At 41.3% G+C, this 16,269-nt stretch carries 11 protein-coding genes; 4 read left to right on the top strand and 7 right to left on the bottom strand.

The annotated features are described in order from the left end of the window. Positions 1 to 12: 12 nt before the first annotated feature. Both ABLA76_RS01030 and ABLA76_RS01025 read left to right on the top strand, forming a co-directional pair. Complete coding sequence (locus ABLA76_RS01030; protein WP_235428349.1) at positions 13 to 189, top strand: YnbE family lipoprotein; 177 nt, start codon at positions 13 to 15, stop codon at positions 187 to 189. Between the two features lie 9 nt (positions 190 to 198). Beyond that, entirely contained in the window at positions 199 to 519 is a 321-nt protein-coding gene (locus ABLA76_RS01025) for a YdbL family protein (RefSeq protein ID WP_047770079.1), read from the top strand. 57 nt (positions 520 to 576) lie between these two features. On the opposite strand, the gene ABLA76_RS01020 is transcribed toward ABLA76_RS01025, so the two are convergent. Further along, on the bottom strand, positions 577 to 1,215 hold the full coding sequence (locus ABLA76_RS01020; protein WP_047770081.1) for an FMN-dependent NADH-azoreductase: 639 nt from the start codon (positions 1,213 to 1,215) through the stop codon (positions 577 to 579). A 305-nt stretch (positions 1,216 to 1,520) separates the two neighbouring features. Here ABLA76_RS01020 and hrpA point away from each other — a divergent pair, with 305 nt between their 5' ends. Then, positions 1,521 to 5,423 carry an ATP-dependent RNA helicase HrpA gene (hrpA, locus tag ABLA76_RS01015; RefSeq protein WP_348986549.1) on the top strand — a complete coding sequence of 1,301 codons (3,903 nt, stop codon included), beginning with the start codon at positions 1,521 to 1,523 and terminating at the stop codon, positions 5,421 to 5,423. Between the two features lie 149 nt (positions 5,424 to 5,572). Here hrpA and ABLA76_RS01010 read toward each other — a convergent pair whose 3' ends face one another. The 6 genes from ABLA76_RS01010 to ydgH form a co-directional block, all read right to left on the bottom strand. Then, positions 5,573 to 6,571, bottom strand: a complete 999-nt coding sequence (locus ABLA76_RS01010; protein ID WP_348986528.1) for a fimbrial protein — start codon at positions 6,569 to 6,571, stop codon at positions 5,573 to 5,575. A gap of 65 nt (positions 6,572 to 6,636) precedes the next feature. Then, positions 6,637 to 9,078: a fimbria/pilus outer membrane usher protein gene (locus tag ABLA76_RS01005; protein ID WP_348986527.1), complete on the bottom strand. Its 2,442-nt coding sequence runs from the start codon at positions 9,076 to 9,078 to the stop codon at positions 6,637 to 6,639. Between the two features lie 140 nt (positions 9,079 to 9,218). After that, positions 9,219 to 9,905, bottom strand: coding sequence for a molecular chaperone (locus ABLA76_RS01000; RefSeq protein WP_348986526.1), 687 nt, complete (start codon positions 9,903 to 9,905; stop codon positions 9,219 to 9,221). 95 nt (positions 9,906 to 10,000) lie between these two features. Beyond that, positions 10,001 to 10,531: a fimbrial protein gene (locus tag ABLA76_RS00995; RefSeq protein ID WP_348986525.1), complete on the bottom strand. Its 531-nt coding sequence runs from the start codon at positions 10,529 to 10,531 to the stop codon at positions 10,001 to 10,003. A 919-nt stretch (positions 10,532 to 11,450) separates the two neighbouring features. Next, positions 11,451 to 12,842: a basic amino acid/polyamine antiporter gene (locus ABLA76_RS00990; RefSeq protein WP_348986524.1), complete on the bottom strand. Its 1,392-nt coding sequence runs from the start codon at positions 12,840 to 12,842 to the stop codon at positions 11,451 to 11,453. Positions 12,843 to 13,390: 548 nt separating this feature from the next. Further along, the gene (ydgH, locus tag ABLA76_RS00985) at positions 13,391 to 14,344 is read right to left on the bottom strand and encodes a DUF1471 family protein YdgH (RefSeq protein ID WP_047770128.1); all 954 of its coding nucleotides are present in this window, start codon (positions 14,342 to 14,344) and stop codon (positions 13,391 to 13,393) included. A gap of 386 nt (positions 14,345 to 14,730) precedes the next feature. Between ydgH and pntA the strand changes: the two genes are divergently transcribed. After that, complete coding sequence (pntA, locus tag ABLA76_RS00980; protein WP_348986523.1) at positions 14,731 to 16,266, top strand: Re/Si-specific NAD(P)(+) transhydrogenase subunit alpha; 1,536 nt, start codon at positions 14,731 to 14,733, stop codon at positions 16,264 to 16,266. The last annotated feature ends 3 nt before the right edge of the window (positions 16,267 to 16,269 follow it).

The following is a 16,269-nucleotide window of genomic DNA, read 5'->3' as shown; positions in this document are numbered from 1 at the left end:
AGAAGGGGTGTGATGTTGGTCAGTGTAGCCTTATTCAGTATGGCATTGATGGGCTGCATCAGGCTGGAAATGGCAACACCGGATAAGCCTATCAACATCAATATGAATGTCAAAATTGAGCACGAAATTCATATTAAAGTTGACAGGCAAATTGAAGATATGCTTAAAAACAATTCTAACTTATTCTAAGGCTAACACATGAAAAAAGTAGGAACGATATTTCTGTTAAGCCTGTTATTCAGTTCTTTTGCCATGGGCATGACGTTGAATGAAGCAAAACAACAGGGGCTGGTGGGAGAGACATTCAGCGGCTATCTGGCACCGGTAAAAAACACTCAAGATGCTCAATCAGTCGTGGAAAGAATTAATGATGAACGACAAAAGAAATATACTGAGATCGCGGCTCAAAACAACATGACGACAGAACAAGTTGCCAGGATGGCAGGAGAGAAGTTGGTAAACCGAGCAGCCTCTGGAGAATATGTGCTCAGTATTAATGGTCATTGGGTGCAGAAATAAACGCGCCCGTTTGGCGCGCTATCTCATTTTTCTTATGGGATATTTTATTGAACGATCTCAGGCAACGATTTTTTCGATTTGCTTCTGCCCCATTTTCAATATGATATTATCTATCTCTTCACGGGCGTCTTGATGTGTCTGGTTAGCGGATTCTGCCCCCATAGCCAAGCCTTCAGCAAATACAAATTCCACATCTGTAATACCGATAAATCCGAGGAAAGTACGTAAGTAGGGGGTCACCGAATCTGTTGGGTTGTTTTTGTGAATGCCGCCCCGACTGGTTAAAATAACTGCTCGTTTGCCTTCCAGCAACCCTTGTGGGCCTTTTTCAGTGTACTGGAAAGTCATGCCCGCACGGGCAATCAGATCAAAGTAGGCTTTTAGTTGAACAGGAATAGTGAAGTTGTACATTGGCGCAGTGATGACAATAACATCGTGTGCTTTTAACTCTGCGATCAGCTCATCTGATAGCGCCAATCCGGTTTTTTGGCGTTCTGTCAATTCCGCATCGCTTGGACGCAAGGCACTGACTAACTCTCCATCCAGTACTGGAATGGGGTTTTCAGCCAGATCACGTGTGGTAATGTTGCTCTCTGAATGGTCAGCCAACCACTTTTCAACAAAATAGTCGGCCAGTTTATTGCTTTGGGAATATTGTGCCAGAATGCTGGATTTCAGAACCAGTACTTTACTCATTCTCTATCTCCTCAGTTATCTACAACCCAAGTTACTAATAACTTCATTGATAATATTGTTTGTGCATCATATTTTATATAGGGAATTGTTCAGTCAATAGCTCAATATTTTGAGATATTCATTCAAATTCATTGAATCAAACGATGAATTGGTGAGGTGGGGACTATATATGGAGTACGTGAGATCGCATAAGATATGTTACACTTCCGATATCGTTATGTCATAAAAAAATAATCCTCTTGGCCTGCAAAGACAGCGCTACTCAGTTAAAAAACGTCACAAGGATTTATCACGTGGAATCACCGTTGACAGCACCATTTGCTGAATTATCCGCTGAACTTGATCACACACCGCTGCGCGATCAGTTCCGTTTAAAAAAACGTCTGCATGGCGCAGCAAAAATTAAGAATCAAGTCTCCTTGCAGGCTGTAGTACAATCCATTGCTGCGGATATAGCGACTGCAAAACAGAAAGTCATGAATCGCCAGGCTGCATGTCCTTCGGTTCAATATCCTGAAAACCTGCCGGTTAGCCAGAAGAAAGCAGATATTTATAAAGCTATTCGGGATAATCAGGTTGTTATCATTGCCGGGGAAACCGGTTCAGGTAAAACAACTCAGATCCCCAAAATCTGCCTTGAATTGGGAAGGGGAGTCAAAGGGCTGATCGGCCATACCCAGCCTCGTCGTTTAGCAGCACGTGCGGTTGCTAACCGTATTGCGGATGAACTGGAAACGCCGCTTGGCTCGACGGTCGGTTATAAAGTTCGTTTTAATGATCAGGTCAGTGAAAATACGTTGGTCAAATTGATGACTGACGGTATTCTGCTGGCAGAATTGCAGCAAGATCGTTTGTTATTGCAATATGATACGTTAATTATCGATGAAGCCCATGAACGCAGCTTGAATATTGATTTTATCCTCGGTTATCTGCGCCAATTACTGCCAAAACGCCCGGATCTGAAAGTCATCATTACCTCTGCAACTATCGATCCTGAACGCTTTTCCCGTCATTTTAACACTGCCCCAATTATCGAAGTATCTGGACGTACTTATCCGGTAGACGTGCGTTATCGTCCTGTGGCGGGTGAGGATAATGATCGCGACCAGCTTGAAGCCATTATTGACGCAGTGGATGAATTAGGGCGTGAAAGCTCAGGTGACATACTGGTATTCATGAGCGGTGAACGTGAAATTCGTGATACGGCGGATGCCCTCAACAAGCAAAATTTCCCACATACCGAAATCTTGCCACTTTTTGCACGGTTGTCTAACAGCGAACAGAACAGAATATTTCAGCCCCATGTCGGTCGCCGCATTATTTTGGCAACCAACGTGGCGGAAACGTCACTGACTGTACCAGGCATCAAATACGTGATCGATACCGGTTTTGCACGTATTAGCCGATACAGCTATCGCACCAAAGTGCAGCGCTTGCCAATAGAACCGATATCGCAGGCATCAGCCAATCAGCGAAAAGGGCGTTGTGGCCGTGTTTCGGACGGGATTTGTATTCGCCTTTATTCGGAAGAGGATTTTTTGTCACGCCCGGAATTCACTGATCCTGAAATTCTGCGTACCAATCTGGCCTCCGTTATTTTGCAAATGACCGCCATTGGCTTGGGCGATGTTAGTGCCTTCCCATTTGTTGAAGCACCGGATAAACGCAATATCCAGGATGGTGTTCGCCTGTTGGAAGAGTTGGGGGCTATTGATCCAGAGTCATTGTCAGAAGGGCGTTACCGACTGACTCCAATGGGACGACAATTGGCCCAGTTGCCTATCGATCCCCGTCTGGCACGTATGGTACTGGAAGCTAAGGTAAATGGTTGCGTTCGCGAAGTGATGGTGATTACTTCCGCATTGTCAATTCAAGATCCACGGGAGCGACCGTTGGAAAAACAGCAGGCTTCTGATGAAAAACACCGTCGTTTTGCGGAGAAGGATTCAGATTTCATCGCCTTCCTCAAGCTGTGGGATTTTCTGGTGGAACAGCAGAACGCGCTTTCCAGTTCCCAATTCCGTAAACTTTGTCGGCAGGATTATCTGAATTATCTTCGTGTCAGGGAATGGCAGGATATTTATACTCAGCTCCGGCAAGTTGTGAAAGAAATTGGGCTGCCGATTAACAGTCAGGAAGCAGATTATCGCAGTATCCATGTTGCCTTGTTGGCGGGGTTGTTATCCCATATTGGCCAGAAAGATACGGATAAACAGGAATATACCGGTGCGCGTAATGCCCGTTTTTCTGTTTTTCCTGGCTCTGGACTATTTAAAAAACCACCAAAATGGGCGATGGTGGCTGAATTGGTGGAAACCAGCCGCTTGTGGGGACGTATTGCCGCCCGCATCGAGCCAGAATGGGTAGAGCCATTAGCGGCCCATTTAATCAAAAAGCATTATAGTGAACCGCACTGGCAGAAGTCCCAGGGGGCGGTAATGGCAACCGAAAAAGTCACCTTATATGGTTTGCCCATTGTGCCGGGTCGCCTGGTCAATTACAGCCGGATCGATCCGATGTTGTGCCGCGAATTATTTATCCGCCATGCACTGGTAGAAGGTGACTGGCAAACTCGACATTCATTTTTCCGCGCTAATTTGAAATTACGTGAAGAAGTAGAAGAACTGGAACATAAATCTCGCCGACGAGATATTTTGGTGGATGATGAAACCTTGTTCATTTTCTATGATCAGCGTATTGGCAGAGACGTTGTATCGTCGTGCCATTTTGATCAGTGGTGGAAAGTCGCCAGCAAAGATCAGCCGGAATTGCTCAACTTTGAAAAGAGTATGTTAATCAAAGGAGACGCAAATAAAGTCAGTGCGCTGGATTACCCAAATTACTGGTATCAGGGTAACTTGAAATTCCGTTTGAGTTATCAATTTGAACCGGGAACCGATGCTGATGGCGTAACAGTACATATTCCTTTACCGGTATTGAACCAAGTCAAAGATGAAGGATTTGATTGGCAAATTCCGGGAATTCGCCATGAATTGGTTGTTGCGTTGATTAAATCATTGCCAAAACCAATACGTCGTAATTTTGTTCCGGCACCTAACTATGCGCAAGCATTCCTGGAGCGTGTGACACAACCTCAGATCCCTTTACTGGATAGCCTTGAGAAAGAATTACGCCGCATGACCGGTGTGACGGTGTCACGTGATAACTGGCAATTAGAACAAGTGCCTGATCATTTAAAGATCACATTCCGCATTATTGGAGAGAAGAAAACAGGTGAAAAAAATCAACCGCTAGCGGAAAGCAAAGATCTGTCAGCATTGAAACTGAAATTGAAAGAAAAAGTTCAGGAAACTCTTTCGGCAGTTGCAGATAATGGCATAGAGCAAAATGGGTTACATATCTGGAGCTTTGGGGCATTGCCTGAATGTTATGAGCAGAAGCGCGGAGGCTATTCTGTTAAGGCATTTCCGGCATTGGTGGACGAAAAGGACAGCATCGGTATTAAACTGTTCGAAACCGAATCTGAACAGCAGAATGCAATGTGGGCAGGAACACGTCGCCTGTTATTGCTGAATATTCCATCGCCGATTAAATACTTGCATGAAAAATTACCGAACAAATCTAAACTGGGGCTGTACTTCAATCCATATGGAAAAGTGTTGGATTTGATTGATGATTGTATTTCCTGTGGTGTTGATAAATTGATCGCAGAAAATGGTGGGCCAGCCTGGGATGAACAGGCATTTTCCGGTTTGCATGATAAAGTTCGTGCCAATTTGAATGACGCAGTGGTTGAGATTGCCAAACAAGTAGAGCAGATCCTGACTGCGGTTTTTAATATCAACAAGCGCCTGAAAGGGCGGGTGGATATCTCTCTCGCGCTGGCATTATCCGATATTAAAGAACAAATTTCCGGTCTGGCCTTTAATGGATTTGTGACTTCGCACGGTTGGAAACGCCTGGCAGATGTTTTGCGCTATTTGAATGGTATCGAACGGCGATTGGAAAAATTGGCGGTAGATCCTAATAAAGATAGGGCGCATATGAGCAGGGTTGAGCATATCCAGCGTCAATGGCAACAGTGGTTGGCAAAATTGTCTGTTCAACAGAAGCAGTTAGCGGAAGTCGAAGAAATTCGTTGGATGATTGAAGAACTTCGGATTAGCCTGTTTGCCCAACAACTGGGTACTGCGTATCCAATATCAGATAAGCGTATTTTACAGGCGATGGAAAATATCGCATCGTGATATATGCAGGGCAGTTGTCGTTTACAGCTGCCCAAAAACGGTGATAAATGTTCAACTGTTATTTTAGTTACAACATACTTATTTAAACTACCAAATCCCCCCATTTAACATCACAACTAATTAATGCCAAACAGGAGGATAATCTTCGTCTATTGATAGACAAAAGTAATTGTTGCTGTTGCATCTGCTTTGCCCGGCTTAATTTCCGTTTCCGTTTGAATATAACGGGCAACTAATGGGATGGTTATATTTCCACCAGATTGAGTGGAGCCAAATACAACTGGAGAACGCATTGTTACGGGGCGGTTTTGATATAATATCTGTAAACCAACCCCTTTTGCCGTGACGTTGTCACTATGATCCAATGCCCAGATATCTTGGGCATTCCAGCTTGCAGATCTGCCATCCAGCGCCAGTCCTACATTCACATCAGCATCGCAATTTATATTAATATCAAAACGTTGCATTCCCGCTGTACTATAAATACCCCGAAAATCACTTTTTTTAATATCTCCCATGTTGACTGAAATCATTTTTTGATTGAGAGAACAACCTTTGGTCATGATATTTGTGCTCGATAAATTGAAAGTATGAACAGGCATATTGTGACCTAATGTAGCACGAGTCAGTTTTACCGACTTAACAGCTCCTGAAGAGGTTGTTGGTGCAATCTTGATTAACTGTACCGTCAAATAACCCCATGATTTACCGCAATATTGTTTTTTCCACTGAAATTGCGACGAGGAATGGCAAGTGGATGGGTAGGTCACGGTTCTGGGCAGCCAATCAATACCATAACCGGGTCCCCAGGTGTTAATACGGATACCAACTCCCGAAACACCGGATTCATAAATGGCATCCTGATTATAGCTTGCAGGTGTAAGATCGGGTTGTTCCCATATTGCAGGTAAGTGAGTATCGCAGAGGGCGATATTACCTTTTTCATCCACCTGATCCAAACGTATTTCTTTGATAGTTGTTCCGATAGGGTGGTTTCTGGGAATTGTAACCGTACCAAAAGAAACTGGCGTTATGCCAGGTACAAAACCCGCAGAATACTGGCAATAGTCGTTCGTGAAACTGGAAAAACTACTCATCGTGCCGATGAGAAATATACTTGCCAATAATAATTTTAATTTGTTGGCCATAGAATAATTTCCACTATTTTTATTATATATCAAATGAATACACCATCATTGTCATTTACAAGATATTATTCGCAAGAAGCTTCAAGCATATACAAACCTGAAGCAGGCTCTTCACCAGAGAGTCGATAGTTGGCATAACACTCTTGCATTTCTTTATATCCCCATTTAACCCATATCCGACCAAATTTAGGAATCCCACTGAGATAAACTTGCCCATCATTACTGACAATCGCGCTGTTGGGAACATCAATATCCTGCTGTTTTTCCAGTGTCGCAGTTGCACCAAATGGGATTTCTTTACCTTGATAAGAAAGTGTCAGTAAAGCGCGATAACCAATACGAGTCTGGAAATTGGCCAGTGCCAGTGAACCCTGGGTTGGAATAATCGTTTGCGTATTGATATCAATATCAACGTTGTTACCCATTGAATGCGTATCCAGCGCAATACGGTTTTTCCGATAGCTACTGGCATAAGGCACAATGGCATAGCCTTTCCAGTCAGTTTTGATACCGGTATGGTTTTGCACCTTGACTTCTGAAGCACCATTGGCGCGTACTAATACCGATGTACCTCCCAACGGTTGGGAAAGGGTGATACCATAAGGATGGGCAACAATCCCACCATTTAAACCATAAGTCAGTTGCCTGGCATATTTGTCGTAATTGTAACCCGCGCTGACTTGGCCATAGGCTCCTTTATATTCTGCGCTGATATTTCCACCAACGCTTTGATTACGGTTAGTGTAATTTTGCTGAATGCTATAAATCAGGTTGTTATCTTCAAGAGCAGTACCATTTAAACTGACTTGATGAGATGTATCACTGTTTTTGCTGTTGGTCATGTTATAGCTTACCCAGCTGTTTTTCAGCCAACGATCAAAAGGAACCTGCATGCTGAATGAAACAATTTGCTCACTACGATTTGAACCGGGGAAAGCGCTGTGAGCATAATTCAAGCTATAATTAATTGAATTGTAACTTGTGTTATAACCCGCGCTGATATTCCTTTCGTAGCCTTTTTGATGCCAGTAATCTTGTTGAAAAGCAGATAAATAAATGGTTCCCCAATCTCCAAGGGGTTGATTAATATGTAATTGCAATTTACTACGTTTATTGCTGCTCCTTCCATCGATTGCCGTATTTAACTCATTCGCTTCTTTAAAATCGTAAAAATGTTGTGTTGAGTAACGATAACCTGCGAGAGTGAAGTTAGTGCCTGTCTGGGATAGATCTTTGGCATATTGGAAACGGTACGATTGACCATAATTGTTGGAGTTCGGCATTAAATTGGTTTTAGCGTAAGTTACATCAAAAGAAAGGGAACCCCAGTCAGAGAGACTATAGCCTGTACCCAAAGCAATGGATTGATAATCTTTTGCAATCGTACTTCCACCATAGGCAGTGACATGATTAGAAATACCATAAATCACCGTACCCTGCATGAAATAGGGTGTTTTTCCACGGTGAGATTGGTATTTTCCCAAAGTCAGTGAATGTCGCAGGCTATTTTCCCGTAACATAATCGGCACAGTGGAAAAAGTTTGCACAGAACGATGTTCTTTCCCATCAGCTTCTTTAACAATGACCTCTATATCTCCGGTGGAACTTGTTGGATAGAGGTCATTGATGACAAAAGGTCCAGGAGAAACATAGGATTCATAGATAATGTAACCATTTTGTTTGATGGTAACTTGCGCATTGCTTTGGGCAATTCCTCTAATTATCGGTGCAAATCCTTTTAAGCTATCGGGCAACATATTGTCATCGGAAGACAATTGCATACCGCGAAACTGAAAGCTATCAAATATAAGTGAAGGTGTGTAACTGTCACCAAATATTAATTGGCTTTTCAGTGCATGAATATCTCGCTGGAGATATATATTGATATTCTGCCATTTTCTATTTTGACTACTGTAAGTGGAATAATTGCGCAAACGCCATGCTTCCCAATTAACGCCGGTCCTCAGGTTGAGAAAATGGTTTTTTGTTGAAGCTACTTGATCATCCTGCCAAGTCATGGAGCCACTATAGCTATAACTGACTAACAGGGACGTTAATCCCTGATCCCACAAATGAGGAGGTACGTAGTCTCTCGCCTGACTCTTCAAGGCTGCTTGGGGAATACTGATATCCAGCCGCTGATGTTTGAAATCGAAAGATGTCGATGCGGATGGAATATATTGGTCAAGATCGGCAATCCCCGTTTCTTGCGGCAAAGTAAGCAGCATGGGAAATAACTCAATATTTACCCCCATTTTCCTGAGCTGCTGTATCTTAATTTCGGGAGATAACTGGTTATTGACGATAATAAAATCGACATTCCCCGTATCTACTTTTTCCCGATTAAGATAAATATCCACCCAATAACGCCCGGGAGGCTGTTGATCTTGAGTAAAGATAGAAAGATCAATATCTTCAAAGCCTGAATGGATTTCCAGTGCATTGATGTTGAAATACTCTTCAGCGTAAGCCTTATTGTTATACATCCAAAGAGATGTGGTTAACAATGCACAAAGAGGCACCTTACAAGATAAACAATGCAAGTTTAGCTTGATAAGTAATGTCCAATTATCAGGACTATTTTGTTGAAGATAATGACGATAGTTATTCATAATAATAAATTTTTAATTGTGATATACCTACTATCCTACAACTCACGCCTTTCTTCTGGTGTTACGCCACCAAAATCATTAATCGTTGTCCAGGTCACTCGATTGATATTTTTAATAGGAATATCCCAATTCTCTTGTTGAAAAGGTGGGATCATCCCCGCAGATTTAATCTCGTAATTTTCTGCATTATTGCCGGTGGTCAACACAGAAAAAGAGATATAGTAGGGCGTTGGGTTTTCTGCAATGAGTTTGTTTCCATCGGTTTTGAACTTCAGAGCCTTATAAGCAATACCGGCATTATTGGCTAAATTGGCGGGGCGATAGAATAACTTAAACCGAGATTTTACCGTGATTTGCAATTGATTCTGTTCTGATTTAGTTGTGGCAGGAATAGATTTGATATTGAGCCAGAACAAAGATTCTTTGTCATCAGGTAATCCATTGCCAATTTTAACAATTCGTAAAACATTCTCATTCTCGGCTGTTAATTTAAAAAGAGGGGGAGTGATAATAAAAGGGGCTTTAGTTTCATCATCTTCACCTTGAACCCACGATTGAATGAGGTAAGAGATATCCGTTTCTGGATTGTTAATAGAAATAGAGGCTTCTTTTTGGTCGCTGATATAAACAACACGTGTACCGCCGATGACGACGCCTGCAAAAGAGCTATTAGTACTGAAAATGTAGATAAAAATAAAAATTAAAACGCGCAAATATTTCAAAGCGGTCGCTCCAAACAATATTTAGACCAGAGTGATATTGTTTTGGCTTCCCTGCCATAACTTCCTTTAGTTACAGGTAGTTAGTTACAGATAAGTTAGTTATAGACAATCGTGAAGTTAGCGACTGCGTCACCCGCACCTGGAGTCACGGTTTCAGCCGTTGCCATGTATTTAGCAACAAATTTCAACTCTTGTGTCTTTCCATCTGAAAAATATTGAAGACGTGAATTTCTTGCCAGATCGATCGGGGTACTACTGTCATCTTCATAAAGTGCAATTGCGACGCCTTGGGCTGGATTCTCTCCGCTATTACTATTTAACGACAACAGTCTGTTACTGGCTCTGTCTGACCGGCCGTCAAATTTGACCTGAGCTTGGCGATAATCTTTCGGGCAGTCGGTCAATTTGATACTAAAACGGGTAGCGGCAGAAGTACTATAAGCCCCAGCAAATGAACTTGAGCTGATAGTTCCCATATTTACGGTTTGATTAGCCGAATTTGAATCGATTTTACACGCACTGGCGGTAATTTTTCCCGTAAATTTAATTTGCCCATCAGCAGCATGAGCGGCGGACATAAATACAGATGAAACAAATAAAGATGAAATAATTAGCTTGGTTTTCATTTCTTAATTCTTAATGCACCTGCCTCTGACACACTTATTCTACAGAGAAACAGATTATTGTTAATGTTAGTGCCGTATATAAATACGACCACGGATTACTTAAGCTTATTTCTGAAAAATAACACAGAAACAACAACTCATATTTTCTCATCAACAGATGAGATAAAAATATAGTAGCGAATAATTAACAAATATAAAAATAATAACTTGACTAATCTCATAATTTGAAGTTTTAAGCTATTATGAAAGAATTAATAGAATTGTTATGCATAACATAGATTTTTTTCTGAACATAAATGAGGTTTTATTCTATTTTATAAGATTAATTATTAATTGATGACATTCTGTAAAAATAAAATAACACAAGGCACATAATATATTTAAATTTTTCTTTTTTTGTTAAAATTTTAACCATATATTATATAGTTATTATTTATTTGTAACGTGACTTTTATTTTTTGATTTTTGTATCTAATTATTTTAATTATGTAAGAGTTAAAATCTAGATTTAGGCTAAATGAAAATCAATTGCATCTGATTAAAGTTAATTTTTTATTGATAAAATCTTTATGACAGATACCCTGCCATAGTTCAAGTTATATACATTTGAAGAATATATTGATATTAAACCATAACTAATTATTATGATTTGGTTGCAAAATGACCTGTTATCGCTTTTTTAGTTACAACATTTATTAAATATAAAAAATCTATAAAAACGCCATCTCAGGTAGGCTTAGTGAACGAGTTATGCATTTTCTAGCTTTATTAAAGACATAAACCTAACAGTAGGGGCATCTGTCCTCAATTACCAGGCGTCACACCAAAGGTTCAACAATGGGACATAAAAAAACCGGCACAAAGGCCGGATTCTTTGGACGAGTTGATTTTTGAGGGTACGCTGTGTTGTAAATGATGATTAGTGCATTAATTGCCATGTAGACGGAAGCGCTATCAAGAACAAAACCACAATAGTCGATTTTTCTGTAACAGTTAACGGTACTCTTTCCTGATTTTGTCTGCGTGCGTACAGAAAAACCAGCAATCCAGGAACGTATAGTACTATCGAGAGTAAGAGGTTCATTAGGCCCGAAGCATAAAGTAACCATAACCCATAAATACAAGAACCCAGAGCAATAGAGAGTAAAGCACGGCTACCACGTTGAAAGGCAACTTTCACTAAAAATGCACCGACAAGAAAGTAGGGGACAAGGATCATCTCAGAAGCGATAGAGAGTAATGTATTGTAATTACTGCCGCTTAACCAAATTAAAACCAAAGCGAGTTGAACCGCGCCATTTGTGATCCAAAGTGATGATGCAGGGGCTTTTTGGCTGTTTTGTTTTTTGAATACTTTAGGGAATGAACCGTGTAAAGAAGCGATAAAGGGGACTTCTGCTGCCATGATTGTCCAGCTCAGATAAGCTCCGCAAACAGAGATGATCAAGCCAGCAACAATCACAATTTCACCCGACGAACCCATTAACCCGACCATTAAAGTTGCCATAGAAGGGTTACGCATAGCCGCTAATTCAGGTCTGGTGACCAACCCTAGTGAAAGCAGGGTTACCAGTACATATACCCCTAATGCTGAAATCACAGCCAGTATAGTGGCGATACCAATATCTTTGCGTCTTCTGGCTCTGGCTGAAACAACCACCGCACCTTCCACGCCGATAAAAACCCACAGTGTAATTAGCATCGTGTCTTTAACTTGCTGCCAAACCGGAACACCCATCTCAATGCCGCTGAAATCAAAAGAAAACACATCCATTTTGAAAGCGATGACAGCTAAGATAATAAATAGGGTCAACGGTAATAATTTTGCCAATGTAGCCAGCAGGTTAACTCCCGCCGCTGTTTGTACACCACGCAAAACCAATCCGTGAACAAACCAAAGTAGGATGGATTCACCTATTAACGATTGCCAGGTATTGCCATCGCCAAAGATAACTGAGTGTTCGGTATCAGTGAAAAAACTTAACGCAGCAAAAACGATAACCAAGTAAGAAACATTGGCAATAATGGCACAGAACCAATATCCCCATGCAGAACAAAAGCCAACTAACTCGCCAAAACCCTCTCTTGCGTAAGTAAAAATACCGCTATCCAAATCAGGGCGCAGTCGTGAAAGTAAAAGTAAGGAAGTGGCTAAAAAGAGAATACCTATGCCTGTTATTCCCCAACCAATCATTAATGCAGCAGGACTGCCTATTTGCGCCATGTTTTGCGGCAAACTGAATACGCCGGCACCGACCATAGAACTGAGTACCAGTGCGGTCAGAGACGTAAGGCCTAATTTCTTTTCCAAAGATACGTTCCTAAAAAAATATAATCGACACGATTAGCCAGAACATTTGTTCTGAATATCGAACACATATTGGACATTTATTGCATCCATGCGATGGATTGCAGAACGGATTTAGTCGATAAATCTAAAAACAGGGCGATTCTACGGAGTGAAAGGATTGTATGCAATGGTTTACTATGCAAAAAAATATAAATTTTATGCATAAAATTATGCAGAGGAGTAAGAAAACAAATTACGGATAATTTTTCTAATGTGTGTTATTGCCTTAATAAACATGGCGATGATCACAAGATAAGCACTTTAGATAATATTAGTTATATATTTTACTCTGTTGAAACAAATAACAAACAATTATGTAGATAGCATTAATAAAAAGGAAGGATAAACAGGCTAATCTGCAAATCATACCACACCACCATGTTGATTAATTGTTAATTTTCAGGAAATTATTGGTGCAAATAAATAGCGAAATACCAAAAAGAGCCGATGAAAAAGGCACAAAGAATATTTGTGCCTTTTTCATGAGTTGCTGAACTACGATACGATGATTATTTGAATAAATCTGCACTGATGGTAACGTTACCACCATTAGACTGCCATTCTCGTGTGATATGGTAGTATTTTGCGCCTTTCTCTGCTGCACGTTTAGCAACCTGATAAGAAACCTCAGGTGAGGTCGTGTAATAACCAGAAAAGGTGACGGAATCGAATGGAGCCATCAGAGCGGCGGAGGCTTTATTTAACTCTTGAATTTTTGTGCCATCAGGTAAAGTTACTGTGTAACGCCCGCCTTTTGATGACTGGGTTTCAAAAAAGTGCCCAACCACATTGCTTGTTGAAGTTGAAGAAGCAACACCTGGAATTTCAACTTTCTTGGCTTCCTCTCCGCCCTGAGCCAGAGCCTGGCGTCCTGCTTCAGAATCGGCTGGGATCATAGCTTCACTAGACTGAACCTTACGTTTGGGCGCATCTTCTTTATAAACATAGGCTGTGACTATTTGGTTTCCACCATTATTCGGTGCAATATCACGGACAATAAAGAAAGATGCTGCATCTTTCTTTTTAGCTGCCTTAGCGATAGCTTCTTTCAGGTCAGGATCAGTCGGGAAATAACCATTCACTGTGACAGTATCGAAAGGCTCTAAAATAATGGCTTCAGTTTTAGGTAACTCTTTGATGCCACGATAGATGCGATAATTAGGTGTTTTATCTGCTTTTTCCGCATCTTTATGGTACAAATCGGCGACAACACGCAAATTACCTCGTCCATTAAGATCATCAAGACTTTGAATGTAAAAACTGTCAGCGCCTTTTTTATCGGCCTGACGGGAAACCGCATCCGCCGCTTCATAAATTGCATTAAAACGACCAGTAACTGAGATCCGCTCAAAAGGTTTAAGCTCTGCCGATTGCTCTGGAGTTAACTCTTTAGCCGCATGTGCAGCGGTCATCGTGGTTAGTGAGAACACCGCAGTTGCGATGATCGTTGTCTTCAGCTTCATAAAAAATCCTTTCGCCTTGCGCATTAAAATATTTATAACGTGCTGAACATTGTTATGCATCACATAGAACGCAATTATTACATGTAATAATGCCAATTGTCGCAAGAAATTATACCTTCTAAAGAAACGATTGCTAACTTTTAGTCTATGACACTAAGAATTTTACTAAATATGGTAAGTTATATGAGCTAAATAATTGTTTACATTAAAAGGTCATTTTGTTTTTCTGATTTCATGATAATTCGTTGATATTATTTTCATTGAGTTACTATTTGGTATTCTATTGATAGATTTTGCTGATAGCAGCAATAAAGTCAATCTAATCGTTAAATAGGCATCAACAAGGTAATAATCAGCAATATTTCATTCTTAAAGAAGGAAACATTATGCGTATTGGTGTACCAAAAGAGCGACTTTCCAATGAAGCGCGCGTTGCTGCCACACCATCAACCGTGGAGCAATTGCAGAAATTGGGATTTAACGTCACAGTTGAGACAGGAGCAGGGCAACTTGCCAGTTTTGGCGATGTTGCTTACCAAAAAGCAGGGGCTGATATAGCAGAAGCCCACCAAGTTTGGCAATCAGATATCATTTTAAAAGTAAACGCCCCTGAAGATGATGAAATTGCCTTAATGAAAGAAGGTGCTGCGCTGATTAGTTTTATTTGGCCAGCGCAAAATCCGGCATTAATGGCAAAATTAGCAGAACGTAAGGTTACTGTTTTTGCTATGGACGCCGTTCCTCGAATTTCCCGCGCACAGTCGTTAGATGCCCTAAGCTCAATGGCAAATATTGCGGGTTATCGTGCTATTGTTGAATCCGCCCATGAATTTGGTCGTTTTTTCACGGGACAAATTACAGCGGCAGGCAAAATACCACCAGCAAAGGTTATGATCATTGGTGCAGGGGTTGCCGGATTAGCGGCAATTGGTACAGCCGGTAGCCTTGGTGCAATTGTCCGTGCTTTTGATACACGTCCAGAAGTCAAGGAACAAGTACAAAGCATGGGAGCTGAATTCTTGGAATTAAATTTCAAAGAAGAAGCGGGCAGTGGTGACGGTTATGCAAAAGTGATGTCAGAATCTTTTATCAAAGCAGAAATGGCCTTGTTTGCTGCACAAGCAAAAGAGGTCGATATTATCGTTACAACGGCATTGATTCCGGGGAAACCGGCACCACGGCTAATCACAAAAGAAATGGTTGATTCCATGAAACCTGGCAGCGTGATTGTCGATCTGGCTGCTCAAAATGGCGGCAACTGTGAATATACGCAAGCCAATCAAATTGTTATGACAGCAAACGGGGTGAAAATTATCGGCTATACAGATTTACCCAGCCGGTTGCCGACTCAATCATCACAACTTTATGGTTCAAATCTGGTCAATTTGCTGAAACTCCTGTGCAAAGAAAAAAATGGAGAAATCACCATTGATTTTGATGATGTCGTTGTACGTGGCGTCACCGTTATTAAAGAAGGTGAAATCACATGGCCAGCGCCCCCTATCCAAGTTTCAGCCCAACCAGCAACTGCCAAATCGACGCCAGTAAAAAAAGAGGAGAAACCAGCAGAAAAGCCGAAATCTCCGTGGCTGAAATATGGCGCACTCGCACTAGTGATAATCCTGTATGGCTGGTTAGCACATGTTGCGCCGAAAGAATTCTTATCTCATTTTACTGTTTTTGCCTTGTCCTGTGTGGTGGGTTATTACGTTGTCTGGAATGTCAGTCACTCATTGCACACACCATTAATGTCCGTCACCAATGCGATTTCCGGGATCATTGTGGTTGGTGCCGTACTGCAAATTGGTGAAGGGGGGTGGGTGAGTTTCTTCTCATTCATTGCGGTGTTAATTGTCAGCATCAATATTTTCGGTGGCTTTACGGTCACTCAACGTATGCTGAAAATGTTTCGTAAAGGATAAGGG

The sequence above is a fragment of the Xenorhabdus sp. SGI240 genome, from assembly GCF_040081915.1.
GTDB classification, from domain to species: domain Bacteria; phylum Pseudomonadota; class Gammaproteobacteria; order Enterobacterales; family Enterobacteriaceae; genus Xenorhabdus; species Xenorhabdus bakwenae.
This window is presented reverse-complemented; position numbering and strand designations above follow the sequence as displayed.